General features: G+C 64.7%; 24 protein-coding genes and 3 tRNA genes. 14 read left to right on the forward strand and 13 right to left on the reverse strand.

The genetic code is table 11. The features are described 5' to 3' along the window. Positions 1–53: 53 nt before the first annotated feature. The 3 genes from FAZ98_RS07830 to FAZ98_RS07840 all read right to left on the reverse strand — a co-directional run bounded on the left by FAZ98_RS07830 (position 54) and on the right by FAZ98_RS07840 (position 2,479). Complete coding sequence (locus tag FAZ98_RS07830) at positions 54–1,253, reverse strand: enoyl-CoA hydratase/isomerase family protein (RefSeq protein ID WP_158950377.1); 1,200 nt, start codon at positions 1,251–1,253, stop codon at positions 54–56. 33 nt (positions 1,254–1,286) lie between these two features. After that, a complete protein-coding gene (locus FAZ98_RS07835) occupies positions 1,287–2,054 on the reverse strand; it encodes a TetR/AcrR family transcriptional regulator (protein WP_158950379.1) in 768 nt (255 codons plus the stop codon). A gap of 140 nt (positions 2,055–2,194) precedes the next feature. Then, the gene (locus tag FAZ98_RS07840) at positions 2,195–2,479 is read right to left on the reverse strand and encodes a DUF1488 family protein (protein WP_158950381.1); all 285 of its coding nucleotides are present in this window, start codon (positions 2,477–2,479) and stop codon (positions 2,195–2,197) included. A 174-nt stretch (positions 2,480–2,653) separates the two neighbouring features. Between FAZ98_RS07840 and FAZ98_RS07845 the strand changes: the two genes are divergently transcribed. Then, entirely contained in the window at positions 2,654–2,872 is a 219-nt protein-coding gene (locus FAZ98_RS07845) for a hypothetical protein (protein ID WP_158950383.1), read from the forward strand. Positions 2,873–2,958: 86 nt separating this feature from the next. On the opposite strand, the gene FAZ98_RS07850 is transcribed toward FAZ98_RS07845, so the two are convergent. Together FAZ98_RS07850 and FAZ98_RS07855 are read right to left on the reverse strand one after the other, a co-directional pair. Continuing rightward, on the reverse strand, positions 2,959–3,297 hold the full coding sequence (locus FAZ98_RS07850) for a DMT family transporter (protein ID WP_158950385.1): 339 nt from the start codon (positions 3,295–3,297) through the stop codon (positions 2,959–2,961). A gap of 4 nt (positions 3,298–3,301) precedes the next feature. After that, entirely contained in the window at positions 3,302–3,799 is a 498-nt protein-coding gene (locus tag FAZ98_RS07855; RefSeq protein WP_158950387.1) for a heme-degrading domain-containing protein, read from the reverse strand. 330 nt (positions 3,800–4,129) lie between these two features. On the opposite strand from FAZ98_RS07855, the gene FAZ98_RS07860 reads away from it, so the two are divergent. Beyond that, positions 4,130–4,206 (forward strand) — tRNA-Met (locus FAZ98_RS07860). A 327-nt stretch (positions 4,207–4,533) separates the two neighbouring features. Then, a complete protein-coding gene (locus FAZ98_RS07865; protein WP_158950389.1) occupies positions 4,534–5,292 on the forward strand; it encodes a hypothetical protein in 759 nt (252 codons plus the stop codon). 145 nt (positions 5,293–5,437) lie between these two features. Here FAZ98_RS07865 and FAZ98_RS07870 read toward each other — a convergent pair whose 3' ends face one another. Beyond that, the gene (locus tag FAZ98_RS07870) at positions 5,438–6,472 is read right to left on the reverse strand and encodes a Rossmann-fold NAD(P)-binding domain-containing protein (RefSeq protein WP_158950391.1); all 1,035 of its coding nucleotides are present in this window, start codon (positions 6,470–6,472) and stop codon (positions 5,438–5,440) included. A gap of 117 nt (positions 6,473–6,589) precedes the next feature. On the opposite strand from FAZ98_RS07870, the gene FAZ98_RS07875 reads away from it, so the two are divergent. Beyond that, entirely contained in the window at positions 6,590–6,955 is a 366-nt protein-coding gene (locus tag FAZ98_RS07875; RefSeq protein WP_325072301.1) for a glycosyltransferase family 9 protein, read from the forward strand. Between the two features lie 326 nt (positions 6,956–7,281). On the opposite strand, the gene FAZ98_RS07880 is transcribed toward FAZ98_RS07875, so the two are convergent. Next, positions 7,282–7,875 (reverse strand): hemagglutinin repeat-containing protein, encoded by a 594-nt coding sequence (locus FAZ98_RS07880; RefSeq protein WP_407671999.1) that lies wholly within the window; start codon positions 7,873–7,875, stop codon positions 7,282–7,284. A 703-nt stretch (positions 7,876–8,578) separates the two neighbouring features. Here FAZ98_RS07880 and FAZ98_RS07885 point away from each other — a divergent pair. The 6 genes from FAZ98_RS07885 (at position 8,579) to FAZ98_RS07910 (ending at position 13,821) form a co-directional block, all read left to right on the forward strand. Continuing rightward, positions 8,579–9,124 (forward strand): NUDIX hydrolase, encoded by a 546-nt coding sequence (locus FAZ98_RS07885; RefSeq protein WP_158950395.1) that lies wholly within the window; start codon positions 8,579–8,581, stop codon positions 9,122–9,124. Between the two features lie 18 nt (positions 9,125–9,142). Further along, on the forward strand, positions 9,143–9,907 hold the full coding sequence (gene aat / locus FAZ98_RS07890) for a leucyl/phenylalanyl-tRNA--protein transferase (RefSeq protein WP_158950397.1): 765 nt from the start codon (positions 9,143–9,145) through the stop codon (positions 9,905–9,907). A 247-nt stretch (positions 9,908–10,154) separates the two neighbouring features. Next, the gene (locus FAZ98_RS07895) at positions 10,155–10,916 is read left to right on the forward strand and encodes an arginyltransferase (protein ID WP_158950399.1); all 762 of its coding nucleotides are present in this window, start codon (positions 10,155–10,157) and stop codon (positions 10,914–10,916) included. 179 nt (positions 10,917–11,095) lie between these two features. Then, positions 11,096–12,130: a quinone-dependent dihydroorotate dehydrogenase gene (locus FAZ98_RS07900; RefSeq protein ID WP_158950401.1), complete on the forward strand. Its 1,035-nt coding sequence runs from the start codon at positions 11,096–11,098 to the stop codon at positions 12,128–12,130. Between the two features lie 81 nt (positions 12,131–12,211). Then, a complete protein-coding gene (locus FAZ98_RS07905) occupies positions 12,212–13,009 on the forward strand; it encodes a cystine ABC transporter substrate-binding protein (RefSeq protein WP_158950403.1) in 798 nt (265 codons plus the stop codon). Between the two features lie 152 nt (positions 13,010–13,161). Then, positions 13,162–13,821, forward strand: coding sequence for an amino acid ABC transporter permease (locus FAZ98_RS07910; protein WP_158950405.1), 660 nt, complete (start codon positions 13,162–13,164; stop codon positions 13,819–13,821). A 71-nt stretch (positions 13,822–13,892) separates the two neighbouring features. On the opposite strand, the gene FAZ98_RS07915 is transcribed toward FAZ98_RS07910, so the two are convergent. Further along, on the reverse strand, positions 13,893–14,897 hold the full coding sequence (locus FAZ98_RS07915) for a Gfo/Idh/MocA family protein (RefSeq protein ID WP_158950407.1): 1,005 nt from the start codon (positions 14,895–14,897) through the stop codon (positions 13,893–13,895). Positions 14,898–15,285: 388 nt separating this feature from the next. Beyond that, complete coding sequence (locus FAZ98_RS07920) at positions 15,286–16,026, reverse strand: FadR/GntR family transcriptional regulator (RefSeq protein ID WP_158951909.1); 741 nt, start codon at positions 16,024–16,026, stop codon at positions 15,286–15,288. Between the two features lie 1,174 nt (positions 16,027–17,200). Here FAZ98_RS07920 and FAZ98_RS07925 point away from each other — a divergent pair. Continuing rightward, complete coding sequence (locus FAZ98_RS07925; RefSeq protein ID WP_158950409.1) at positions 17,201–17,935, forward strand: Crp/Fnr family transcriptional regulator; 735 nt, start codon at positions 17,201–17,203, stop codon at positions 17,933–17,935. 129 nt (positions 17,936–18,064) lie between these two features. Here FAZ98_RS07925 and rpiA read toward each other — a convergent pair whose 3' ends face one another. The 3 genes from rpiA to rnr form a co-directional block, all read right to left on the reverse strand. Then, positions 18,065–18,760 carry a ribose-5-phosphate isomerase RpiA gene (gene rpiA / locus FAZ98_RS07930; protein ID WP_158950411.1) on the reverse strand — a complete coding sequence of 232 codons (696 nt, stop codon included), beginning with the start codon at positions 18,758–18,760 and terminating at the stop codon, positions 18,065–18,067. A 157-nt stretch (positions 18,761–18,917) separates the two neighbouring features. Continuing rightward, entirely contained in the window at positions 18,918–19,661 is a 744-nt protein-coding gene (rlmB, locus tag FAZ98_RS07935; protein ID WP_158950413.1) for a 23S rRNA (guanosine(2251)-2'-O)-methyltransferase RlmB, read from the reverse strand. Positions 19,662–19,905: 244 nt separating this feature from the next. Beyond that, entirely contained in the window at positions 19,906–22,374 is a 2,469-nt protein-coding gene (gene rnr, locus FAZ98_RS07940; protein ID WP_158950415.1) for a ribonuclease R, read from the reverse strand. A 410-nt stretch (positions 22,375–22,784) separates the two neighbouring features. Between rnr and FAZ98_RS07945 the strand changes: the two genes are divergently transcribed. Both FAZ98_RS07945 and FAZ98_RS07950 read left to right on the forward strand, forming a co-directional pair. After that, a tRNA-Leu gene (locus FAZ98_RS07945) sits at positions 22,785–22,871 on the forward strand. Positions 22,872–23,223: 352 nt separating this feature from the next. Next, a tRNA-Leu gene (locus FAZ98_RS07950) sits at positions 23,224–23,310 on the forward strand. A gap of 74 nt (positions 23,311–23,384) precedes the next feature. Here FAZ98_RS07950 and FAZ98_RS07955 read toward each other — a convergent pair. Next, positions 23,385–24,200: an alpha/beta fold hydrolase gene (locus FAZ98_RS07955; protein ID WP_158950417.1), complete on the reverse strand. Its 816-nt coding sequence runs from the start codon at positions 24,198–24,200 to the stop codon at positions 23,385–23,387. Positions 24,201–24,433: 233 nt separating this feature from the next. On the opposite strand from FAZ98_RS07955, the gene FAZ98_RS07960 reads away from it, so the two are divergent. Beyond that, the gene (locus FAZ98_RS07960) at positions 24,434–24,760 is read left to right on the forward strand and encodes a hypothetical protein (RefSeq protein WP_158950419.1); all 327 of its coding nucleotides are present in this window, start codon (positions 24,434–24,436) and stop codon (positions 24,758–24,760) included. Positions 24,761–24,814 lie beyond the last annotated feature (54 nt).

Consider the following 24,814-nt stretch of genomic DNA (forward strand, 5'->3'; position numbering starts at 1 on the left):
GGCCGCTTCCGCTTCAGACGCCTGGCCGCCGCGTGGCCCAGCCTCCGGGTTGTTCAGCCATTGAGCCCGCGCAACGGATGCTCCGCGGGACGCCACGGGCTCGCGAACATGGCGTCCACCTCGTCGCGGCGCACGTCTTCGATCCGCGCGATACGCCAGTGCGGACGATTGTCCTTGTCGATGAGGCGCGCGCGAATGCCTTCCATCACGTCGCCGGTCGCGAAGCTCGAACGCGTCAGATCGAGGTCGCGGCGCAGGCAGTCCGAGATCGTGCTTTCCGCGCGCGACACCACGTCGAGCGATACCGCCATCGACAACGGCGAGCGCTCGCGTAGCACCCCGACCGTCTGCCCGGCCCATTCGGCTTCGCTACCCTGCCCCGCGCGCTGCGCCGCTTCGAGCGAAGCGAGTACCGCATTCACATCGTCCAGAGAAAAGTGCGTGTCGATCCATGCGCGCGCGAGTGCGAGCGCGGAGGCGTCGGCGAGACGCCGGGTGTCGTCGGCGGAACGCGCGGCGTCGCGCACGAATTCGACGACCTGTGCGCCCGAGGCGAAACGCTCGCGTTCGAGCGCGGCGAACAGTTCGGGCCACGCGGCTTCGTCGAGCGACACGTCGGCGAGACCGGCGTAAAGCGCACTGGCCGCGTCGATGGTTTCGCCCGTCACCGCGAGATAACGGCCCAGCGCGCCCGGCGTGCGCGCGAGATACCAGCCCATGCCGACGTCGGGAAAGAGGCCGATGCGCGTCTCCGGCATCGCCAGCCGCGCGCTCGCTCCCACCACGCGCAGGCCGCCCGTGCGATGCGCGCCCTGCGAAATGCCCATGCCGCCGCCCATCACCACGCCGTTGAGAAACGCGAGATACGGCTTGGGATACGTGGCGATCGCGTGATTGAGGCGATATTCGTCGGTGAAAAAGGTGTCGACGGCGGCCTGGTCGCCCGCGCGATACGACGCGTAGAGATAGCGTACGTCGCCGCCCGCGCAAAACGCGCGCGGATGCGGCGTGCGCACGATCACCGCCAGCACGGCCGGATCGTCGCGCCAGCGTTCGAGCGCCGTGCGCAGCGCGCGCACCATTGCGGTGGTCAACGCGTTGAGCGCCTGCGGACGATCGAGTTCGAGATAGCCGATGCCGTTGGCGACGCGGGTGAGCACGTGCGTTTCGGGATCGGCGGCGGGCGGTTGGGGTTCGGGCTGAGCCTGGGGCTGCGAGTCGGGCTGCAGGTCGGGCTGGCGAGGATTTGACATGGCGATCGGCGGCGTGGCGCGCAAAGTCAAGGCTTACGAGGCTATCACGTCGCTGCGGGCGGCGTCGCCGGCGCGGGCAGCGTGAGACGCGTGCGCGCCGAACCACGCGTCGAGCGCCGCATCGATCAGCGGACCGCGTGCCTCGCGATCGAAACCGGTGGCATGCGCATGGCACAGCATGACGACGCCGTGCAGCGTGGCCCATAACGCGTGCGCGAGCGTCTCGCAGACCACGGCGTCGAAGCTGGCATCCAGTTGCGCGAGCGTGGGGGCGAACAACTCGGCGCCGCAGGTTTCCGCGATCGCCGCGACGCATTCGGCGCAGGGTGCCGCCTCACGGCCTTCCCGCTCTGCGCGCGCGCGTGGGCGCTTCGACGGCGTTGCCGGTGCAGGCGGCGCCGCAAAGATCAGCGCGTAGGTTTGCGCGTGCTCGCAGCCAAACGCCACATAGGCGTGCGCGAGCGCGTGCAGTCGCGCACGCGCCTCGGCGACTTGCGCCGGACCGGCGAGATGCGCGAGCAATTGCGCGAGCCCGTCGCGACCGAGCGCACGCGCGATCTCGTCGCGGCCCTCGAAATACAGGTAGAGCGACGCGGCCGAATAACCGATCGCATCGGCGATCTTGCGCATCGAAAGCGCGTCGATCCCCTCGCGCAAGACGATGCGGCGCGCGGCGTCGAGAATGCGCTCGCGTTGCTGCTGCGCGTGCGCGTCGCGCGCGTGTTCATCGTGCCGCGCGGGCATGGCATGCGACTCGGGCGGCTTCGATGCGCGACGCGCTTTGCGTTCGGCGAGACTCATGAAGGCAATGCTCGTGACCTGGGTGGGCGGCGATGCCCGTCGACATGAAGCGCGACTTGACGCGCAACGTCACACGCAAAATCGCTCGCAACAGCACACATCGACAAAAAACGACATCGGCGGCTGGCAGCCCGGCGATGTCAGGACGCCAGCCGGCCTGGCGGAAAATGGCCGCTCTTGAGCAGCACCGGCGTGCCGTTGCTCAGCTCGAGATGCGCGCGCGCCACCGCTTCGATGCGCGCGCGGCCTTCGTCGAACGCCTGCATCCACGCATCGCGGCTCGCGGGCAACGCGCCGAAGTGATCCTCGAGCGCCTCGACGGAAATCGCGCACGGCACGCGCGCGCCGTCGACGAGGGCCGGAAACACCACGGTCAGGTTCGCGTCGCGGTACAGCGGCGCATCGGCGGGAAAGCGGATAATCATGGCAGCCCCGTTGGCAAATTCAGCAGAATGAAAGTCTCACCGGCGGACGGCGGGATTGCCCGCACATGTTACGCGCGACGCATTAGCGCTGACGCGAACCTGTGCGCGCACGAAAACTGCTACACGCTGCGCGATACGTGCCCTTTTCTCCCGACTTCTACCGACATTCATCCCATGACAACGACGACCCGGCTCAACGGCCGCTACTACGTGGCCGACAAGGAAATCACGGAACAGCAGGCCGCGAGCCGCTGGTTCCGCTACGCGCAGGAACATGACGTCGACGTCTCGCGCGCGATCAGCGTGTGGGAGGACGCGGCGACGCTCGAAGGCGAACGCAGCCGCGAAACGGTGGCGGCAGCCGGCATACGCATCCTGCCGCCGGATTGCTGAGACCGCGCGCGGCCGATGCTTGCCGACCTTGAGTCTTGCGGCGGCCGAACAACACGCTGGCGTCGCGCGGCTCGCGCCAGGCGCTTTCAGTGCGCCTGCATTTTCGAAAACAGATTGAGCACGAGCACACCGGCGACGATCAGCCCGAGCCCGCACACCGCGGCCAGGTCAGGCACCTGTTTATAGAGCACGATCGCGACGAGCGTGATGAGCACGATACCGACGCCCGACCACACCGCATAGACGATGCCGACGGGCAAGCTGCGCAACGTGAGCGAGAGCCCGTAAAACGCGATTCCGTAGCCCGCGATCACGATGGCCGACGGCACGAGACGCGTGAAGCCGTCCGACGCGCGCAACGCCGAGGTGGCGATGACCTCGGCGACGATGGAAAGGGCGAGCCAGGTCCAGGGAGACAGCCGCATCGCCTCAGGCCTTCGCAAGGGCGAGTTGACCGTAGTCGGCGTCGAGTTGCGCGCAGAGCGCCTCGACCACGAGTTCATGATCGGCGCGCTGCGGCATGCCCGACACCGTGATCGACCCGATCACACCCGCGCCCGCCACCGTCAGCGGAAACGAACCGCCGTGCGGCGCGTAATCGCCGATCGGCAGACCGTGCTTTTCGGCGAGCGAACTCCCCGTTTGCTGCATGCGCAGGCCAATCGCGTACGAGCTGCGGCGGAAATGCTCGACCACGCGCGACTTGCGACGCACCCAGTCGGCGTTGTCGGGCGTGGCGCCTTCCAGTGCGCACGCAAAGAGTTGCTGGCCGAACGTGCGAATGTCGATGGCGATCGGCAGCGAGCGCGCCCGCGCGAGTTCATGCAGATGCGAGCCGAGTTGCCAGGCGCGATCGGCGTCGAAACGGGGAAACACGAGCGCATGTTCCTGCGCGGCAATCGACTGCAGATCGAGAGTGATGTCCATGGATGGGCGTGCGAGAAAGTTTGCGGAGGTGGAGCGTGGGCGGCGCGGCGTTGCGCGGCAGTGCTTGCGCTTTTTGAGGCCGCCGGGGGCTCGCTGATGGCCTGCTCGAGTCAGAGCTTGAGTCGGGCTTGAGTCAGGCTTGAGTCGGATTAACGAGCCGGGTTGTTCAGCCGATTCAGTGCCCGATTCTATCCTGGCGATTTCTTGCGTTTGGCCTGCGTGCGCGCCTGGAGCACCGGGTGGCCGCGCGTTGCAACCGGTCGGAAAGGCATTTGTCACTTCACTGTTGCAATGCGGCGAGAAGTGTCCTATAATCTTTTCTTCGACGGACGCGGGGTGGAGCAGTCTGGCAGCTCGTCGGGCTCATAACCCGAAGGTCGTAGGTTCAAATCCTACCCCCGCAACCAAAGCCTAGTAAGGCTTTGCAGGAATTCTGAAGTTTTGGGCAGTTCTTGCCTTTCCCGGATTTGCGCAATAGGTGGGCAAAACTGGCAAGAATTCGGCAGCAAACAGTCAGCAACAAAGAACCCGCTTAGGCGGGTTTTTGTGTTTCTGGGCCTCTGAGGGCTTCCCGTCCTTGTCTCTTCTCTCACACCTGCCACCCCTCTCCAGCCTGCCCACGGGTCGAATCAGGCCTGTGCACCCGCACTGGTTCGCGACTATCCGTGTGAAAAAGGGTTGGTAGACTAGCGGGAAGAAAACAAGAGGGGCAGACCTTGGCCACAGATGCGCATGTGTTCCAGATCACTCAAGCGGCCGCACTCATCTGCTCGCAGCTGCCAATTCCCCAAAGCTTTGACTTCATCGCCACACTTCACGACTGGCAAGACTTGGCTGGCGCCGTAATCGGTGGCCTGATGGGTGTTACCGGCGCGCTCATCGTGGCGGCACGCGCTACGCGAAGAGAGCGGCGCATAGCGGCAAGTACGGTGCTTCCCGAAGTTATGAGCCTCCGAGCCTGCAACGATGAGATTGATAAGGCCAAGAAGGTCAGCCGCCGAGACAGGCGTGGCAAAGCACGTCTCGTCTGTGACATGCTTCTCAGGGCGCGCCCAACTCTCACCACTCTGCATAGTCCGGTCATCACCCAACTCTACGATATTGACGCGCGGGTCTACAGCCATCTCTTTCATGCACATTGGATGCATGAGCAATTTGAGCCAGCTCTTGAGCGTTACCGCGAAGCGCGCAATGAAGCCCGAGCCCCGCACGCCTCGCCAGACGACGCTGAAGCAGCCGAGTTTAAGCTGGACCTTCAGGTTGCAAAAACAACGTGGGCATGGGAACGCAGCGTGGAGCACGCAACGCTTGCGAACTATTACCTCGACAGGTTCGTATTTAGACGGTGGCCGAACTGGGCTTTTGGGCTGCGGATGCGCTACTTTCCGAACGACCTTGACCGGCGCTCGAAGCACCTGCTCGAAACTGGATCACTCCTGCGGGAACCAGACGCTAGTTCGAACCCAGAGCTTGACCCGAACATGCCTATTTAGACGATCACGCCCCTAAAGGTTGCGGGGGGAACCCCACGCGAAAAGTCGACTTTTTGCGAAAGAAACGAAGGGAAGGGTGTTTCGTTTGTTTCAAATCCGACTTTCGCCCCGCCCCTCCCAGGCCGCTCGGAGTGGGCAACGGGCATCATTCCGCCGCTTCTGCCGGAGGGTTTGCCCAGAGTAACTTTCGACTCTTGTCAGTCTTGCCGGCGACTGCCTTCAGCTTGCTTAGCAGCGACTCGAAGTGCGGCAATGAGCAGACGATGAACTGTCCGAAGTATTTGCCGAGTCTTCCGCGTGAATATCCGTCGGTCAGTTCTTCACAAGCGGCAGAAGGAAGACCGTACTCGTGAACTCCGGCCTCTTTCCTCACTGCGTCTACCCAGTCAGTAGCACCCGACTCGACCAGCCCGGACAATGCGTCGCAAGCGATCTGACGATGCCGCTGAAAGTCCTGCGTCTGCTCGCAGTGGACCACAACCCAAGGGGCGGGTGTTGCAAGGTCCGCAAGCGCGTCTGCACTCTCCACGCTTGCAATTGTAGTGTCGGCTTTTGCGACCAGTATTTCCGATGTCGTCAGCAGGATAGGACAGAAGAGGAAGGGATAGCACTCTTCCTGGAACATGCCCAAGTTCCACTCAATCGCTTCCGTAAGCAGGCGCGGCAGAGCGTATTGAAGTTGCGCTAAGCCTCTTCTTATTTCGGCGTCATGCACCGTTCCGTTGTTCAGGTCGATCTCCACACCCTTCAGACAGAAATTCGCCTTACTGTCAAAAGAGGTAGAAGGCTGGTCTTCCAGCATCACGGGAGCAAAATCATCTACGACCCGCAGTGTATGGCCCAAGGTAAATGAGGAGAATTCGCCGAGGTTCGGGTCTGGAAAGAACAACCACTTGTTGTTCCGATGCCTATGCTTGCACTCTATCAACAGATGGAATTCTGTTGTGATCTCGTTCGGCCGGCGATACGGCAGGTAGGTCGACGCGTGAAGGTCAACCGAAAAGTCATCTCTACCCTGAGCACCGTGCCGGGTATAGGAATAGTCGGCACTGGTGGAAAAGCCATGCTTCACCAATATTTTGGATACCTCGAATTCCATTGGCACGCTGGAGGACAACAGGTTGTTCTTCCAGCTCTTCTTTTCCTTGAGATCCTTCTCGTCAATCTTCTTGTCAGTCACGACCGCTCGCCTCTCGCACGCTCGTTTGAATGCTGCGGATCGTAACATGGCGTGGACCGCGGGCTGAGCGATGAACAAAAGAGAAACGCCGCATCAGCAGGATGCACAGGACCCGGCGTGACTTTTCATCCGCTAACACCGGGCTCCGAGTCGCTGCCCAGCACCGTGCCGCAGTGTGACTTGACAGGACTTTACAACGACGGCTTCGAAGACGTAGCGGCCCATATGACCGCGCTTGATGCGGTCGTCACGATCGACAGTGCTCCTTTGCATCTCGGTGGCGCGCTCGGCGTACCGGTCATCGGCATGTTAGATCACGTTTCGCAATGGGCGTGGGGAACCGGCGAATCGCAGCGATGGTATGACAGCGTGACGATGGTTCGACAGCCTAAACCAGGCGACTGGCAGTCAGTAATAAAGCGCGTGGCGTCTCGTTTGCAAGCTCTTACTGTTGAGAGGCAAACGAAGATCGGGCTTACCTGACCACAATGAGGCGTCGACGGCTATCCATCTGACTGTACGAACGACCGGGTGCGTCTCTTATTAATATAAAGAGAGTTGCTTGTGAGCTATTCGCGGCCACCACTGGTCGAGCCGAACCAAGCTTGGGCAATTGAGCCGGCCGCAACAGTGCGCATATTGGATTGGGAAGTATGGGAAGAACGGGTGAGCGTGGCAAATGATTCGACACGCTCACACCGTTTCGAATGTGACGACGCAATACGGGCGGAATTACAAGAGTGACCTGATGCATATGACAGCCGAAAATGTGAGTACGGCCGCCGCCCCCAACTCTTCGCAAAGGTCATTCATTCAGCCGCTCGTAACCGCGGAAGCGCGACGTCATTCGTGCCGACAATCGTGCTGCCTTTCACGTTGATGCGTTGCCGCTGGCGATGGTCACGGCATCGGCCGAAACCATGCTGCCCTGTGAGAGCGTGGCCGTGGTGTTGCTCGAACTCGCGACTTCCTTGCCGCTTACGACGTTGCTGTGCCTGTGCTGCTCCTGTCCGTTCCCGGTGCGCTTCCGTCGCCGCGCCGACGTTGACGTTACCCGTCGCCGCGAGCGTAGCGGTGCCCTTGTCGAGACTGATTGCGCTGCCCGTGACGTTGATGTCCTTGTCCGATGCCACGGTCAGCGAATTGCCCGCGTTAAGCGTGGTTGCCGTGAGCGCGTCGTCCGACCGGTGCAAGGACTCCGAGTAACTGCCGTGGCTGTCGCTTCCCGAACTGTTGCTGTCCGTGGTCGACGTAGCCTTTGCAGCCTGCAAGGTCACATTTCCGTTTGCGGCGAGAGTGCCACCGCCTGCGAGATTGATGTCCGCGCCCGTCGCCGTCAGGTCGGCGTCTGGATGACAAGGCGCGTGCGCACCGCCTGCCACGATCTGCGCAAACGCGAGCATCGGCGCGAGTGCCAGCAATGCAGCAGGGACAAGACACTGCAGTAAGCGACTATTGCCCGACCGTCGCGCCCCGCGTGCCTCCCCGGATTGGCCCGATGCCGTCGCCGTTTCCCCGATAGCCACGAGCATGTTCCGCGAACGGCTATAGACCAGCCGGTCACCCCGATGCATCGAACCCACCCCGCAAGAATTTAGCTCGCGATTCTTGCGGGGCCCGAAAAATAGGTGTCAAAGAACGTTAGCGCGCCGGCGTTTCGGAAACGTCTGAACAATTTCATGCGCGATAAATCGAAACGTAGCGCTTCGCCCACGCGCTGCCAGGCAATCCAGCGTTGCCCGGGCTGGCAAGCCGTAAAAGCACTCGCTGAGGCCAGTGCAGAGGGAGCAGGCCGCAACCCTGGCCGATTGCCGCACCAGATGGGGCACGGCAATCCATCCCGCTGGCACGAGCGACTTCGGGGTATGCCGCGGTGGCCCACCGTTCTCCCGGCGTCCGAACACCCCAAAGCGGCGATGCCGAACCGTTCGCGAATCAGCCGAAAGAACCATTGCAGCCGCCCCCGGCGAACCGCTCAACGAACCGCCAGCCCGTCACCATCCTGCCGCGCTTATGCGCGTATCGTCATTTCCTAACCCGATCGGACGACTCCGACAGCCGCCCGTCCGGTGATAAACTCGCAACACCCATTTCCCTGGCGTGCCCATGAAATTCTGCTCGACTTGCGGTCAGGCGGTCAGCCTGCTCGTTCCGCCCGGCGACAATCGCGAACGCTACGTCTGCGCGAGTTGCGGCGCCATCCATTATCAGAATCCGCGTAATGTGGTGGGCACTGTTCCCGTCTGGGAGGACAAGGTCCTGCTCTGCCGCCGCGCCATCGAGCCGCGCTACGGCTACTGGACGCTGCCCGCCGGCTTCATGGAAATGGGCGAAACCACGGCCGAGGCCGCCGCACGCGAAACGCTGGAAGAAGCCGGCGCGCGCGTCGAAGTGCAAAATCTCTACTCGCTGCTGAACGTGCCGCGTGTGCATCAGGTGCATATGTTCTACCTCGCGCGAATGCTCGATCTCGACATCGAAGCCGGCGAGGAAAGCCTCGAAGTGCGCCTTTTCGAGGAGCACGAAATTCCGTGGGACGACATCGCGTTTCCCACGGTCGGACAAACGCTGCGCTTTTTCTTTGCCGATCGCGAATCGGGCAGCTTCGGGCTACACACGGGCGACGTGCTGCGCCCGCTGCGCGAAGGCTGACCGGGCTCGCGCGCCGCGATGGTTCCCTGGCTCGCGCCCGACGACCCGTTTCCGCCGGTCGAACGCGCCCTTGGCATAGCGAGCGGCGCGCCGGGCCTGCTCGCCGCCAGCGCCGACCTGCTGCCCTCGCGTCTGCTGGACGCCTACCGGCACGGCATCTTCCCGTGGTACTCCGACGGCCAGCCCGTGCTCTGGTGGAGTCCCGACCCGCGCATGATCCTGCGTCCCGCCGAGTTCAAGGTCTCGCCATCGCTGAAAAAAACGCTCAAACGCGTGTTGCGCGACGACGCCTGGGAAATCCGTGTCGACGATAACTTCGCCGCCGTCATGCGCGCGTGCGCGAGCGCGCCGCGCCACGGCCAGCGCGGCACCTGGATCACCGCCGACGTGATCGACGCCTATTCGGCGCTGCATCGCGTGGGCGACGCGCACAGCGTCGAAGCCTGGCACGACGGCCAGCGCGTGGGCGGCCTCTACGGCGTGGCGCTCGGCACGATGTTTTTCGGCGAATCGATGTTCGCCTCCATGACCGACGCCTCGAAAATCGCGCTCGCCGCGCTCGTCGCGCATTTGCGCCGCCATCACGTCGAGCTGATCGACTGTCAGCAGAACACGGCGCATCTCGCATCGCTCGGCGGTCGCGAAATCGCGCGCAAAGCCTTCATCGCGCACGTGCGTACGCATGTGCGCGGCGCGCCCATCGCATGGCGCTTCGACAAGCAGGTGCTCGCCGACTGGACCGGCGGCCACGGCGCGCCGGGCGCCGTGTTGCCGGCGGCCTGAGCGGCCGGAGCCTCGCGCGGCGGGCGTGTCGCGGGTTCGCGACTGCGCCGCCGAGGCGGGTTCAATTCGATGGATACCTGCTCGGCGTCAATGTTAGACTCAAGTCAGAAGCCGTCGCGCCCGCGCTGGCACGCGGCATGCGGCGACCAGAACGCCGCGCCGCAAGCGACCGTGGCGCTTGCCATTCGCGCCTGCGCACCACGCCTCGCACCTCGCGACGATCCGAACTGCTACGAGAGCTGCCAACGTGACGCATCCCAACGAGCTGCCGCTTTCACCGCTTTCCGCGCTGCAATTCTATGCAACGGCGCCCTACCCCTGCAGTTATCTGGAGGGGCGCATCGCGCGCTCGCAGGTGGCCACGCCCAGTCACCTCATCAATTCCGACGTGTATACCGACCTCGTGAAAGCGGGCTTTCGCCGCTCGGGTGTATTCACGTACCGCCCGTATTGCGACGGCTGCCGCGCGTGCGTGCCGGTGCGCGTGCCCGTGGAGCGCTTCACGCCGAACCGCACGCAGCGGCGCGCCTGGAAGCAGCACGGCGATCTCGTCGCGACGGTCGCGCCGCTCCACTACGACGAAACGCACTACGCGCTCTACATGCGCTACCAGTCGGCGCGTCATGCGGGCGGCGGCATGGACCGCGACAGCCGTGACCAGTACGAACAATTCCTGCTGCAGAGCCGGATCAATTCACGGCTCGTGGAGTTTCGCGAGCCGGCCGATCAAGCCGGCGCGCCCGGCGTGCTGCGCATGGTGAGCATGATCGACATCCTCGGCGACGGTTTGTCGTCGGTGTACACGTTCTTCGAGCCCGACGCGCCGCATACGAGCTACGGCACCTACAACATCCTCTGGCAGATCGAGCAGGCGCGCAGTCTGCAATTGCCCTACGTCTATCTCGGCTACTGGATCCGCGAAAGCCCGAAAATGGCGTACAAGGCGCGCTTCCAGCCGCTCGAAGGCCTGTTCGACGGCGCCTGGACGGCGCTCGAAACCGAAGGCTAACGCGGCTTGCCACGGCTTGCCGCACGCGCGAAGCCGCGCTGGCACTCGCTCTCGGCCCGTCGGCGCATCCATTGCGCATCGCCGCGTGAGCGCATCCGATTTTCGTCGCGTCGCCCGCCGCGCCCGTTGCCGCTAAAATAGCGGGTTCCCATTTTTCCCGGCGCCCGCGCCTTCCTCCCGTGTTCAGCACCCTTTATCCGTTCGTCCGCGATCAGCTCTTTCGCATGGACGCCGAAGACGCCCACCATCTCTCATTGCGCATGATCGGCGCGGCCGGCCGCACCGGCATGGCCAGCCTGCTTGCGCCGCGCGTGCCCGATTCGCCGCGCACCGTCATGGGCCTGACGTTCCGCAATCCGGTGGGTCTCGCCGCGGGTCTCGACAAGGAAGGCGCCGCCATCGACGGCTTCGCCGCGCTCGGTTTCGGCTTTATCGAAGTAGGCACGGTCACGCCGCGTCCGCAGCCCGGCAACCCGCGTCCGCGGATCTTCCGGCTGCCGCAGGCGGGCGGCATCATCAATCGCATGGGCTTCAACAATCACGGCGTCGAGCAGTTCGTGAAGAACGTGCAGGCCGCGCGCTATCGCGGCATTCTCGGCCTGAACATCGGCAAGAACGCCGATACGCCGATCGAGCGCGCCGCCGACGACTACCTCTTCTGCCTCGAGCGCGTCTATCCGTTCGCGAGCTACGTGACGATCAACATCTCGTCGCCGAATACGAAGAACTTGCGTCAATTGCAAGGCGGCGGCGAACTCGACGCCCTGCTCGCCGCGCTCAAGGACAAGCAGCAGCGTCTCGCCGACCTGCACGGCAAGCTCGTGCCGCTCGCGCTCAAGATCGCGCCCGATCTCGACGACGAACAGATCAAGGAAATCGCCGACACGCTGCTGCGCCACCAGATCGAAGGCGTGATCGCGACCAACACCACGCTCTCGCGCGCCGCCGTGGAAGGCCTGCCGAACGCCAATGAAACCGGCGGCCTCTCGGGGCGCCCGGTCTTCGAAGCCTCGAACAACGTGATCCGCAAGCTGCGCGCCGAACTCGGCGAGCAGGTGCCGATCATCGGCGTGGGCGGCATCTTCTCGGGCGAGGACGCGCGCGAAAAGATCGCGGCAGGCGCCGCGCTCGTGCAGATCTACACGGGCTTCATCTATCGCGGCCCAGCGCTGGTCGCCGACTGCGCGCGGGCGCTGGCTTCGGGCCGCGCGTAAAGCTATAGTCACGGGCTAGTCATGGCGCATCGGAGGCGCCGTGGCTACGGTAGACAAATCGCAGCTGAACAAGAGGAAAACATGAAATCCGGCTTGCTGAAAAAACTCTTCGCACTCGCGCTCGTCGGCGCATCGTTCGTCGCCGCCAGCGCGCACGCCGAAGACCTGCTCGACCAGGTCAAGGCGCGCGGCACGCTGCGCATCGGCTTGGAAGGCACCTTCCCCCCGTTCAATTCGAAGGCGCCCAACGGCGAACTGGTCGGCTATGACGTCGACATCGCCAAGGCCGTCGCCGCGAAAATGGGCCTGAAGCCCGAGTTCGTCACGACCGAATGGAGCGGCATCATCGCCGGTCTGCAAGCCGGCAAGTTCGACGTGATCGTGAACCAGGTCGGCATCACCGACCAGCGCAAGGCCGTGCTCGACTTCTCGCCGGCGTACACGTACTCGGCCGCACAGCTGATCCAGCGCAAGGACGACACGCGCCAGTTCAAGACGCTCGACGACCTCAAGGGCAAGAAGCTCGGCGTGGGTCTCGGCACGAACTACATGGACATGGCGAAGTCGGTGCCGGGTATCGACGTGAAGACGTACCCGGGCGCCCCCGAATATCTGCGCGATCTCGCCGCCGGCCGTCTGGACGCCGCGCTCAACGACCGCCTGATGCTCGCCTATCTGCTCAAGAACTCGCAGTTGCCGCTGCGCACGGGTTCGAACGTCGGCGCGGGCAACCCGTCGGGCATTCCGTTCAAGAAGGGCAATCCGAAGTTCGCGAAGGCCATCGACGACGCCATGACGCAACTCGAAGCCGACGGCACCTTCGCGAAGATCTCGGACAAATGGTTCGGCATCGACGTGTCCAAGCCGATTTCGCAATGATCGCAACGCTCGTGACGGCCTCGATTCTCGCGCGGCCCGCATGACGCACGGGGCGGCATCGCACGATGCCGCCCTTCGTTTTTGCGCGGCGGCCAGTGCTTGCAACGCAACCGCTCGCCCCACGCTCAACCGCTAACCACGTCCTCACGCCCATGCCCATCTACACGCTCATCATCCAGTCGCTGCCGGTGCTCGCGCAGGGCGCGGTGCTGACGATCAAGTTCGCCGTGCTTTCGATGATCTTCGGGCTCGTGGGCGGCGCCGTGCTCGCGCTCATGGGCATCAGCTCGAACCGCCCGCTCGTGGCCATCGCGCGCGTGTACGTGAGCCTGATGCGCGGCACGCCGCTGCTCGTGCAGATCTTCGTGATCTATTACGGTTTGCCGAGCCTCGGCATTTCGCTCGACCCCACGCCCGCGGGCGTGATCGCGCTCTCCGCGAACGTGGCGGCGTATCTCTCGGAAAGCATGCGCGGCGCGATTCTCGGCATCCACAGCGGCCAATGGCTCGCGGCCTACAGCCTCGGGCTCTCGCGCAGCCAGACGCTGCGCTACGTGATCGCCCCGCAGGCGCTGCGCATTGCCGTGCCGAGCCTCTCGAACAGTCTCATCAGCCTGATCAAGGACACCTCGCTGGTGTCGGTTATCACGGTGACGGAGCTGCTGCGCAGCGCGCAGGAAATCATCGCGTCGACCTATCAGCCGCTGCCGCTCTATCTCGCGGCGGCCGCTATCTACTGGGTACTGTGCCAGGTGCTCGAATGGGTCCAGCACTGGTACGAAAAGAAGCTCGCCCTGCCTTCGCGGCATTGAAGTTGCGTTGAAGTTGCGCTGAGGTTGCGTCGACGTTGCGTCGCATCGGTAACGCAACGAGACTGCGCGGATCAAAACTCGCAGGGAAAGCGCAAACCGAGCGCCGCGCGCGCCGCGTCGGCCATCTCCAGCATCTGGCGCGAAGTGTCGTGCGTCATCAGCGGGCTTTCCAGTTCGCCCGCGCGCAGCAGCTCGCAGAAATGCGCGGTTTCGTAATTGAGGCCGCCGCCCTCGAACGGTTCGTCCAGTTCCACCACGCGGCCATCCACGTAGCGGATCGTCGCGCGCGCCGGATTCCACCAGTTCGCGTGAATCGTGACGTTGCCGAGCGGGCCCGCCAGCAGCGCGTCGCCGAAACCGTGCAGATCGAGCCCGCAAAATAGCTGCGCGATGCCGTGCTCGTGCTCGCAGTTCAGGCTCGCGAACGTGTCGACGCCGGTCGCGCCGAGGCGGCCGAACGTCTGCACTTCGCGCGGCGCGCCGAGCCAGTCCACGGCCAGAAACATCTCGTACACGCCGATGTCGAGCAGTGCCCCGCCCGCGTGCTCGAACGACAGCGACGGGTGATCGGCCGGCACGCTCGCCACGGAACAACCCGCGCGCACGAGCCCGACCGGGCCGATCGGGTCGGCGGCCAGATGCGCGCGCAAGGCACGGTAGAGCGGATAGAACGGCGGCTTCATCGCCTCCATGAACAGACGCTCGTTGCGCTGCGCGGCGTCGAGCACGCGCTCCAGTTGCGCGCCGTTCACGGTGGCGGGCTTTTCGCACAGCACGGGCACGCCGGCGTCGAGCGCGGCGATCGCGTAGTGCGCGTGGCTGTCCTGCATCGTCGCGATATAGACGGCGTCGATGCCGCTCGCGAACAACGCCTCCACACTTTCGCAGGTCTGTGCGCCGCAGGTTTGCGCGAGCGCTTGCGCCGGTTCCGCGCGGCGCGACCAGACGGCCGCCACGCGCGCGCCGGGCACGTGCGCGACGCCCTGCACGAAACGATGGGCGATGCGGCCCGCGCCGATCACGCCCCAGCGGATCGTGCCGGGTGCGTCGTGCGAGTCGGGGGAAGCTGAGTTCATGGGTTGCGCGCTCCGGCGTGAGGGTCCGGGGCGCCGTGCTGCGAGATCCGCGCGACCGGCTAGACCTCGGCGCGAGTCGCCTGATCGTCGGATCGCCTGATCGCCGATGCAATATCGACGCCACATCGGCAAGACGTCGCGCACGGCGCGCCCAAAGACACGCACGATACCGGTGGCCGCGCCGCGCCGCAATCGGCAGGCGCGCGATCATGCCCGATGGTTTGATCGACGTTAGCAATCGACTCGCCGAAGCTCGCTGAAGCTCGCCGGTTCAAGTCGAGTGTCTTTGATTCTCTCCACCCGCGCCGGGCGAGGCCGCCCGGCGATCCCCGGCAACGAAATTGCGCCTCTCGTGCGCATCTCGCGCGCACGTCGCGCGCGACGTTCGCTAACGCTGTTCGAGCGGTTGCTCGTGATGCGGCAGCGCGTTCGGCGCGAACGCGTGGCTCAACTCCTCGGCCGTGAACTCGATCATCGCGCGCGCGGCCGCCTCGGCTTCCTTCGGCGCGCGCCGCTCGATCGCGTCGACCACGCGCTCGTGCGCGGCCAGCACGTTCTCCCAGCCGCCCTCGCGGGCGTTGATGATCGGATTCACGAGCGAGAGCGCGCCGCGCATGATGGCCGCCATCTGCTGATAAAACTGATTGCCGCTCGCCGCGAGGATGCGCGTATGCAACAGCGCGTCCGCGGTCTGGAAGCCCGGATCGTTGACGTCGATCTGGCGCAGCGCCTCGAACGCATCGCGGATGCCGGCGATATCCGCCGCGTTCGCGCGTTCGGCGGCCAACGCGCACGCGGCCGGTTCGATCGAGCCGCGAAACTCGATCACGTCACGCAAAAACGTGTTGTCGGGCTTCGCGCGAAAACGCCAGTTCACCACGTCTTCGTCGATCATGCGCCAGTCGCGCATGGGCCGGATACGCGTGCCGATCTTCGGCCGTACGTCCAGCATGTGGCGCGCGAGCAGCATGGAGAGCGCTTCGCGCATCACCGTGCGGCTGACGTCGAATTCCTTCGACAACACGTCCTGCGGCGGCAGAATCGCCCCGTAACGTTCCTCGACGATGCCCGAAATCAGCCCGTCCATGACCTTACTGACGAGCGAGCGTTCCTTGTTACCCAGTTCCATGACCCTACTCCCCCGATGCGGCGAAATCGCCCCTGTTTGCCGGTTGCTACCTGGGCCCTCGTGCGTCGTCGAATTGATATCGTACGTTGCCATGCTGTTTGCATAAGTCGCCAGCCAGGATATCTCCTGACGTGATCTTTGCGTGGCAAGCGAACTGTTCTCATTCGATTCTCTGGAATTCGCCATGGCTTGCTTCGATGACGGTACGTTGCCGCCATTTTCGTAAGTCAAATGCAGGGAAGGCGCGCCGCTCTCAGAGGCGCCTGCGTTACCGGCGTTGGACGTCGGCATGCTGTCGAAATCGTTCGGGTGGCTCATGTCAGTGTCGGGCTCCGGATTGATGAACGGCGAACGCGGCTTCGCCTTCGTTCGCTGCGGCCCGCGGGCGCGCAGACGTCACGAGCTGATTCATGCGGTTCACTCCCCGATGGCTATCCGTGTGTGCATTTGTTGTGGTGGGGTTCGGCACACACCTCGCGCTGATCTGTCGGATGCGCGCGTACGGATTCGTCCGAACGTTTCGTTGATGCCCCATTGAAACAAACCGCGGCGCATCGCTCTGTACGCACACCCACACTGGCCGCCGCACCTTTCATAACGATGCGCGACCCCACGCCGACGGGCCGCGCGGCGATGTTTCACCGCCGAACGCTTTTTCGCGCGCCTCGCACGCGCGCTAAAAGCAGCGCAACAAAAATGAATCAAAACGCGCCTGGGAAGCGCTGCGCACGCGCCCGCGCCCGCGCCTTGTCGCGCCGATGTTTCAGGCTGGATTCATTTCTGACAAAGTCCTTTCAATCGATGAAATTCGTATTCATTTCAACGATCTAGACCGATACGAATTGGCCGTTTTCAGGCTGGAGCACGTCGCGCGGCGTACAAAAGTGAAACAAAAACGCGCGGTCTCGCCGCACTGCGGCAAGCTCGATCCGTGCGAGGTCGCCGGGAAGCCGCATCGGTGCTCGTTTTGGTGTGCGCTGGCACACACCCTGCTAAGAAAAGCGCGCCACACATGCGTGTATGCGCACGGAAGACAACCGGCGCACACGCAACGCGACCATGGGGCCGGCGCGACGAACAACAAAGCCGTACGGGAAACGGCGCACAACCATAGTTCGGCAGTCGGAATCGAAGAACAAGGGGCGGCTTACGCCGCCTCCACCGAGGACCAGTCATGCTTACCCTTCAATCCGATCTGCACGGCAACCACCTGCTCGGCGCATTGCCGGCGAGCGAGTGGCAAGCACTCGCCCCGCATCTCGAACTCGTGCATCTGCGTACCGAACAGCTCATCTGCGATTCCGGCCAGCGCATTCACCACGTGTACTTTCCGACCACGGCCATCATCTCGCTGCTCTCGACGATGGAAGACGGCAGCTCGGTGGAGATCGCCGCGGTGGGCCGCGAAGGCATGACGGGCGTGCCCGTCATCACGGGCGGGGAAACCATGCCGAACCGCGTGCAGGTGCAATGCGCCGGCTTCGCGTATCGCATGAGCGCGCAGAGCCTGCGCCAGCAGTTCGCGCGCTCCGACTTCCTGCGTCGCCTGATGATGCTGTACATGCACGCGTTGCTCACGCAGGTGGCGCAGACCGCCGCGTGCAATCGCCATCATTCGCTCAACAAGCAGTTGTGCCGCTGGCTGCTGATCGAAGTGGATCGCGTGGCGTCGAACGATCTGGCCGTCACGCAACAGCTGATCGCCGACATGCTGGGCGTGCGCCGCGAAGGCGTGACCGAGGCGGCGGGCAAGCTGCACAACGACGGCCTGATCCACCACAGCCGCGGGCGGATCCGCGTGCTCGATCGCGCCGGTCTCGAAGCGCGCGCCTGCGAATGCTACGGTCTCGTGCGCAGCGAGTTCGACCGCCTGCTGCCGCGGCTGCGTCAGGCCGAAACGGTCGCGTAAGTCCGTCGGGCAAGCCCCGCGCGCGCCGCATACGGACGAAAAAAAACGGCAGCGCCGCACGCATTCGCGTGCTGGCACTGCCGTTTTCGGGTCCCGCGTGGTGATCGACGCGAGAAGGCGCTTAAGCGCTTACGCCTTGCGGTACTCGACGCGCTCGACGCCCGCCTCACCGCCGATCAGGCACAGGTCCGCGCCGCGCGTGGCGAACAGACCGACCGTGACCACGCCCGGCCAGGCGTTCACGTGCGCTTCGAGCGTGCGCGGATCGCTGATGCGCAGGCCCTTGACGTCGAGAATCTCGTTGCCGTTGTCGGTGATGAACGGCGCGCCGTCCTTCGTCACGCGCAGCACCGGCACGCCGCCGAGCGCCGTCACGCGGCGGCCGATGGCCGTGCGCGCCATCGGCACGACTTCGATCGGCAGCGGGAAGTTGCCGAGCACATCCACGCGCTTGCTCGCGTCGGCGATGCAGACGAACACGTCCGACACCGAAGCGACGATCTTCTCGCGCGTGAGCGCGCCGCCGCCGCCCTTGATCATCGCGCCTTCGCCGTCGATTTCATCGGCGCCGTCGACATACACGGGCAGCGATTCGATTTCGTTGAGATCGAAAATCTTGAAACCATGCGACTCGAGCCGCGCCGTGGTGGCCACCGAGCTGGACACGGCGCCGCGATAGCGGGCCTTGCTCGCCGCGAGTGCGTCGATGAAACAGTTCGCGGTGGAGCCGGTGCCGACGCCGATCACGGCGCCTTCCGGCACGTTCGCGTTGACATAGTCGGCGGCGGCCTGGCCGACTAGTTGCTTGAGTTCGTCTTGAGTCATGGGAGTACTGCCCGAGGAGGAGAAAACGCGGAAATATCTGGGAAGACGCCAGTTTACCGGAGTTGCCGGCGCGTCCCGCGCGGCCGCCCGTCTGGGCGCGCCGCGCGAAAAACGATTCACTGCATTGAAGCGAAGACGCTCGATAAGCGAGGCGCGCTTAGCGCTTCACGGCGCGCTGGCGCACCGCTTCGAACAGGCACACGCCCGACGCCACCGACACGTTCAGGCTTTCCACCGTGCCCGCCATCGGGATCCGCATGATTTCGTCGCAGGTCTCGCCCGTGAGGCGGCGCATGCCCTCGCCTTCGGCGCCCATCACGAGCGCCACGGGACCGTCGAGCTTCGTTTCGTAGAGGCCCGCCTTGGCGTCGCCGGACGTGCCCACGACCCACACGCCCGCGTCCTTCAGTTCGCGCAGCGCGCGCGCCAGATTCGTCACGGTGATGTACGGCACGGTGTCGGCGGCGCCGCTCGCGACCTTCGCGGCCGTGGCGTTCAGACCCACGGCGCGGTCGCGCGGCGCGATCACGGCGTGCGCGCCGGCGGCGTCGGCCACGCGCAGGCACGCGCCGAGATTATGCGGATCGGTCACGCCGTCGAGCACGAGCAGGAGCGGCGCGCCCTGAATGCCGTCGAGCAGTTCCGCGAGATTCTGCGCGAGCGGCACGTCGTGCACGCGCGCGACCACGCCCTGATGGCGCTCGGTGTGCGCGAGACCCCAGAGGCGCGTCTCGTCGGCGGCGATGATGCGCACGCCCGCTTCTTTCGCGGCGTGCAGGAATTCCTGCATGCGGCGATCGCGCCGCGTCGTGTCGTAATAGACATCCTCGACCGTGGACGCGTCGTGCCGCATACGTGCGGTCACCGCATGAAACCCGTAAAGAACCTTAAGACGTGACATGACTGAGACAACCCCTGATAAACGGTTGGCGGCGCACACGCTGCGCCGCTTCCAACCTGGTACCGGCCCGATGCCGACGACCGCCCGGCGATCCGTCGATCACCCGTCGGCCGCCGCGGCCGTTGCGCGCATGCTCGCGCGCCAATGTGAAAAACCGGGCGCGCGCACGAAGGCGCCGCCCGGATGATGATGTTCGCGGCACGCGCTCGATCCCGCCGATGCGCGCCGCGAGCCGTGCCGGCGCCTAGCGCTTCTTGCGCGCGGCCGGTTGCTTCCTCGCCGGCGCCTTCGCGGCCGGACGCTTCTTCGCGGTCTTGGCCGCGCCGCGCGCCGCGCGCGCTTCCTTCACCGACGCGCTCGGCGCCGCCGCCGCCTTCTTGCGGCGCGGATCCTCGCCGCCCGGCAGCGGACGCAGACGCGGACCGCCTTCGGTCACGCCCTTGTCGGCCGGCATCGGACGAGCGCCGCCCGGCTTCACGGGCGTATCGCGCACGAGACGGAAATCGATCTTGCGCGCGTCGAGATCGACACGGCTCACCTGCACGCGCACGCGGTCCGAGAGACGGTAGCGAATGCCGGTACGCTCGCCGCGCAGCTCGTTCTTGATGTCGTCGTACTGGAAATAATCCGAGCCCAGTTCGGTCACGTGCACGAGACCTTCGATGAAGAGCGCGTCGAGCTGCACGAAAATGCCGAACGAGGTCACGCCGCTCACCATGCCGCCGTATTCCTCGCCGAGCTTGTCGCGCATGAAATAGCACTTGAGCCAGGCTTCGACGTCGCGCGAGGCTTCGTCGGCGCGGCGCTCGTTCGCCGAGCAATGCAGGCCCAGTTCTTCCCAGATCGCCGTGTTGCCGCCACGCTTGCTGCGCGGGCCGCGCTTCTCTTCGTCCTCGGCCTGCATCGCACGCGCGCGCGGCGAGAGCGCCGTGTTCAGCTCGACGCCCTCGGGCGCGGCCGGCTGATACTTCTTGCCTTGCAGGATCGCGTAGATCGCGCGGTGCGTGAGCAGGTCGGGATAGCGGCGGATCGGACTCGTGAAGTGCGCATACGCCTCGTACGCGAGACCGAAGTGACCGATGTTGTCCGGGCTGTACACGGCCTGCTGCATCGAGCGCAGCAGCATGGTTTGCAGCATCTGCGCGTCGGGCCGGTCGCGAATGTGCGCCATCAACGCGGCGTAATCGCTCGCGTGAGGCGTGTCGCCGCCGCCGAGCGAAAGCCCCATGCCGCGCAGGAAGGTGCGCAGGTTTTCGAGCTTCTCGGCGCTCGGGCCCGCGTGCACGCGATACAGGCCCGGATGCTTGTGGCGCTTCATGAAGTCGGCGGCGCACACGTTGGCCGCGAGCATGCACTCCTCGATCAGTTTGTGCGCGTCGTTGCGCTGGCGCGGCACGATCTGCTCAATCTTGCCCTGCGCATTGCAGACGATATACGTTTCGGTGGTGTCGAAGTCGATCGCGCCGCGCTTCTGGCGCGCCGCGAACAGCGACTTGTACACGCCGTAGAGGTTTTGCAGCTGCGGCAGCAGCGCCGCACGGCGCGTGGCTTCCGGACCCTTGGTATTGGTGAGCACGGCCGCGACTTCGGTATAGGTGAGCCGCGCCGCCGAGTGCATCACGCCCGGATAGAACTGATACGCCTTGATCTCGCCGCGCGCGGTAATCACCATGTCGCAGACGAGCACGCAGCGGTCCACGTGCGGATTGAGCGAGCACAGCCCGTTCGACAGCTTCTCCGGCAGCATCGGGATCACCCGGCGCGGGAAGTACACCGAGGTGCTGCGCTCGATGGCGTCCACGTCGAGCCCCGAACCCGGCAGCACGTAGTGCGAGACGTCGGCGATCGCGACGATCAGGCGGAAGCCCTCGCCCTTGCCCACCTGCATGGGCTCGCAATACACGGCGTCGTCGAAGTCGCGCGCATCTTCGCCGTCGATGGTGACGAGCGGCACGTCGCGCAGATCCACGCGATAGCGGATGTCGGTGGGACGCACGGCGTCGGGCAGCTTCGCGGCTTCGTCGAGCGCGGGCTTGCTGAACTCGTGCGGCACGCCGTACTTGCGCACGGCGATTTCGATCTCCATGCCGGGGTCGTCGATATCGCCGAGCACTTCGAGCACGCGCCCGGTGGGCTGCGAATGGCGGCTCGGGAAGTCGGTCAGTTCGACCACGACCACCTGGCCGACCTTCGCCTTCTTCGTGTTCTGCGTGACGAGAATGTCGTGACCGATGCGCTTGTCTTCGGGCGCCACGATCAGCGCGCCGTTTTCGTTCAGCAGGCGCCCGATCACGCTGCGGTTCGCGCGGTCCGTGACCTCGACGATATGGCCTTCCGGACGGCCGCGCCGGTCATAGCCGACGATACGTGCGAGTACGCGGTCGTTGTGCATGACTTTCTGCATCTCGCCTTGCGGCAAGAAGAGATCGTCCTGGCCGTCGTCGCGAATCAGGAAGCCGTAGCCGTCGCGATGTCCCTGCACGCGGCCCGCCACGAAGTTCGACGGGTGCGCCAGCTGATAGTGACCGCGCGAGTCGAGCCGGATCTGCCCGTCGCGCTCCATCGCGGCGAGTCGCCGGAAGAACCCTTCGCGCTCCTGACGCTTGATCGAAAGCGCTTCGGCGATATCGTTCGCGGTGCAGGGCGAGTCGCTGGTCCGCAGCACGCCGAGGATTTCTTCGCGGCTGGGAATCGGGTACGGGTATTTGCTCAAGGGCTTGTCGATGGTGGTTCTCGTTGCGTGGTCGTCGGATTTCGCGCGGCTCGTATGGACTGCTGCATGCCCGGTTCGGCACGTGCAATGCATGCGGGCGGCGCCCGGTCTTCGAGTGCTGCAACCTGCCGGCCCGCAAGGACTGCGCGGATTGCCTCCGCGCTCGCTCGCACTGCCGCGCCTGGCGGGCTTACACCGGCGGGACTACTGCCAGGCATTCTAACATTCGTACCCCACAGAAATACCCGCCTGCGCGGCCCCCGGCAAGCTTCGGGCGCGGGTTGGCCGGGCTTCGGCTGCACGCCGGCGGGATGCGTTCACGCTTTTTCAGAAAGCGCTTGACAGGCTCGATCGGCCCGCTATAATTTCGGTCTTTGCTGCTCGACGCAGTTGGCAGCAAACGACACCTTGCCCAGGTGGCGGAATTGGTAGACGCACCAGGTTCAGGTCCTGGCGGTGGCAACACTGTGGAGGTTCGAGTCCTCTCTTGGGCACCAAGATTTAAAGAAAAGGCCGGCTTTTAGTCGGCCTTTTCTCATTTCTTTGCCCAGGAAGCAGAGCGCCTGCGCGCTTTGCGTGGGGACTCGAAGGACATCGCTTGCAAGCGATGTCGGGGTCGCGCCCGTGTGACCGAGTCCTCTCTTGGGCACCAAGATTCAAAGAAAAGGCCGGCTTTTAGTCGGCCTTTTTTCATATCTACGCCTCCCTTTCCCGGTCTGAGAAGCAAAGCGCCTGCGCGGATCGATCGCCCCGCTTCGCATCATTCTCCCTCGAAACGCTGAGACTTCGAAAACATCTGTTGACACGTTTTCAAATTCGCGCCATAATTTCTTTCTAGCTTGAAGACGTGCCCAGGTGGCGAAATTGGTAGACGCACCAGGTTCAGGTCCTGGCGGTGGCAACACTGTGGAGGTTCGAGTCCTCTCTTGGGCACCACGCTCTTCCTGCTAAATGATTCATCGAAAAAGCCCGCAATCGCGGGCTTTTTTGTTTTCCGGCGCGCTTTCTCCTTAACCGCGCTGCATCGGCGTCGCGCTCGCTACTCGCAACGAGCGCGGCAGCAAGCGCACCATCGCCTCGATCTCTTCGACGATCGCCTCGGGCGCGTCGCGCTGCACGAAGTGTTCGCTCCCAGGCACACTCACCGCCTTCGAACAAGCAGACAGCGTCAGCCATTCGGCGTGCATCTGCTCCCACGTTTCCTGCATCGCCAGCCGCTGCTCCTGCGCAAACATCGACGCATTGCGAAACGACCCCGCCGTCAACACCGTGAGCGGCAGCCCTTCCGGCAATGCCGCTTCGCGCGCCATGCGAAAGCTGGCCGGAAAATCGATCGACTCGGGCGTCGTGGCGGGATCGCGCCAGCCCGTCGTCCAGAGATCACGCATGCGGCTGAGCGCGGCGGAATCGTCGGCGGACGCAGCGGGAAAAGCCGGACCGAGCCGCTCGAACTGGACCTCGTGCATGGGCTCGACGAGCACCATGCCGCACACCGTTTGCGGATATCGATGCGCAAACGAGCGCACGATCAACGCGCCGAACGAGTGCCCCACGAGCAGATACGGCGCCGGAATGTGCGCCGCGTCGAGCAGCGCGCTCAGGTCATCGACGATCTGCGCGAGGTTGCGCGGCGTGGGCGCCGGTTCGCTTTGACCGCGCCCGGCGCGATCGTAGCGAAACACGCGATGCGCGCCCTCGAGCGCGGTCTGCACGGCCTGCCACCCGGCGCTTTCCGCACCGAGGCCGGTTTCCAGCACCACGCTCGGGCTGCCCGCGCCGCTCGCCCGGTACGCCAGACGTCGCCCGCCAATATCCGCGTAGGTCATGCGCTGCGTCTCTCCTGAAGGTTGGCGCCGTCTGCTCGCACGGCCATCCATCGAGTTTAGCGACGAACGCGCGCAAGACCACCGCAAATGCCGCACGCATCACGCTTTCACCGCCCTGCCCGGCGATATGTTTCGTGGTATACATTGCTTTTGCAGGAGCGGTTAGCCGCTGCCTTTCATCGAGGCACGCGGCATGCGTTTGCGCATCAAGACACAGGAAGCAAGGAGACCAGATGGAATTCGTCGTCGTCACCGCGATCGTCGCCGTCAGCTTTGGCGCCGCCGCGACCTGGCTGTTGGCGACGCGCCTGCCCGAGAGCTGGCTCGAACGTAGCGCCAGCGAAGGCCGCTACGCGCACCTCGGCATCGACGAAACGCAACCCGACGAGGCCGAGCCGCCCCGCATGCAGGCGCGCACCGACGCACGCCGCGTACGCCGGGCCAATGCACGCCGCCAGATTCAGCGCGCCGCGCAGATGATGCGAACGCTGCGCCAGCGCCATGGCGCGCAGACGGCCGCCGACTGCGCGCTCGAGCGCCAGGACAAGCGCCGCGCTTGAGTCATGGATATGACCCGATCCAGTGATTCGGGCTCCTGAGCATCAATCCGCATC

Source organism: Paraburkholderia acidisoli (genome assembly GCF_009789675.1).
Classification (GTDB): Bacteria; Pseudomonadota; Gammaproteobacteria; order Burkholderiales; family Burkholderiaceae; genus Paraburkholderia; species Paraburkholderia acidisoli.

What these genes read in the sequence shown, in the direction of transcription:
- FAZ98_RS07960 (WP_158950419.1), top strand. Translation starts at nt 24,434, where the DNA reads ATGGAATTCGTCGTCGTCACCGCGATCGTCGCCGTCAGCTTTGGCGCC.
- FAZ98_RS07835 (WP_158950379.1), bottom strand. Translation starts at nt 2,054, where the DNA reads ATGAGTCTCGCCGAACGCAAAGCGCGTCGCGCATCGAAGCCGCCCGAG.
- FAZ98_RS07845 (WP_158950383.1), top strand. Translation starts at nt 2,654, where the DNA reads ATGACAACGACGACCCGGCTCAACGGCCGCTACTACGTGGCCGACAAG.
- FAZ98_RS07840 (WP_158950381.1), bottom strand. Translation starts at nt 2,479, where the DNA reads ATGATTATCCGCTTTCCCGCCGATGCGCCGCTGTACCGCGACGCGAAC.
- FAZ98_RS07885 (WP_158950395.1), top strand. Translation starts at nt 8,579, where the DNA reads ATGAAATTCTGCTCGACTTGCGGTCAGGCGGTCAGCCTGCTCGTTCCG.
- FAZ98_RS07850 (WP_158950385.1), bottom strand. Translation starts at nt 3,297, where the DNA reads ATGCGGCTGTCTCCCTGGACCTGGCTCGCCCTTTCCATCGTCGCCGAG.
- FAZ98_RS07880 (WP_407671999.1), bottom strand. Translation starts at nt 7,875, where the DNA reads ATGCTCGCGTTTGCGCAGATCGTGGCAGGCGGTGCGCACGCGCCTTGT.
- FAZ98_RS07920 (WP_158951909.1), bottom strand. Translation starts at nt 16,026, where the DNA reads ATGGAACTGGGTAACAAGGAACGCTCGCTCGTCAGTAAGGTCATGGAC.
- FAZ98_RS07905 (WP_158950403.1), top strand. Translation starts at nt 12,212, where the DNA reads ATGAAATCCGGCTTGCTGAAAAAACTCTTCGCACTCGCGCTCGTCGGC.
- rlmB (WP_158950413.1), bottom strand. Translation starts at nt 19,661, where the DNA reads ATGTCACGTCTTAAGGTTCTTTACGGGTTTCATGCGGTGACCGCACGT.
- FAZ98_RS07830 (WP_158950377.1), bottom strand. Translation starts at nt 1,253, where the DNA reads ATGTCAAATCCTCGCCAGCCCGACCTGCAGCCCGACTCGCAGCCCCAG.
- FAZ98_RS07925 (WP_158950409.1), top strand. Translation starts at nt 17,201, where the DNA reads ATGCTTACCCTTCAATCCGATCTGCACGGCAACCACCTGCTCGGCGCA.
- aat (WP_158950397.1), top strand. Translation starts at nt 9,143, where the DNA reads ATGGTTCCCTGGCTCGCGCCCGACGACCCGTTTCCGCCGGTCGAACGC.
- FAZ98_RS07910 (WP_158950405.1), top strand. Translation starts at nt 13,162, where the DNA reads ATGCCCATCTACACGCTCATCATCCAGTCGCTGCCGGTGCTCGCGCAG.
- rpiA (WP_158950411.1), bottom strand. Translation starts at nt 18,760, where the DNA reads ATGACTCAAGACGAACTCAAGCAACTAGTCGGCCAGGCCGCCGCCGAC.
- FAZ98_RS07855 (WP_158950387.1), bottom strand. Translation starts at nt 3,799, where the DNA reads ATGGACATCACTCTCGATCTGCAGTCGATTGCCGCGCAGGAACATGCG.
- FAZ98_RS07955 (WP_158950417.1), bottom strand. Translation starts at nt 24,200, where the DNA reads ATGACCTACGCGGATATTGGCGGGCGACGTCTGGCGTACCGGGCGAGC.
- FAZ98_RS07915 (WP_158950407.1), bottom strand. Translation starts at nt 14,897, where the DNA reads ATGAACTCAGCTTCCCCCGACTCGCACGACGCACCCGGCACGATCCGC.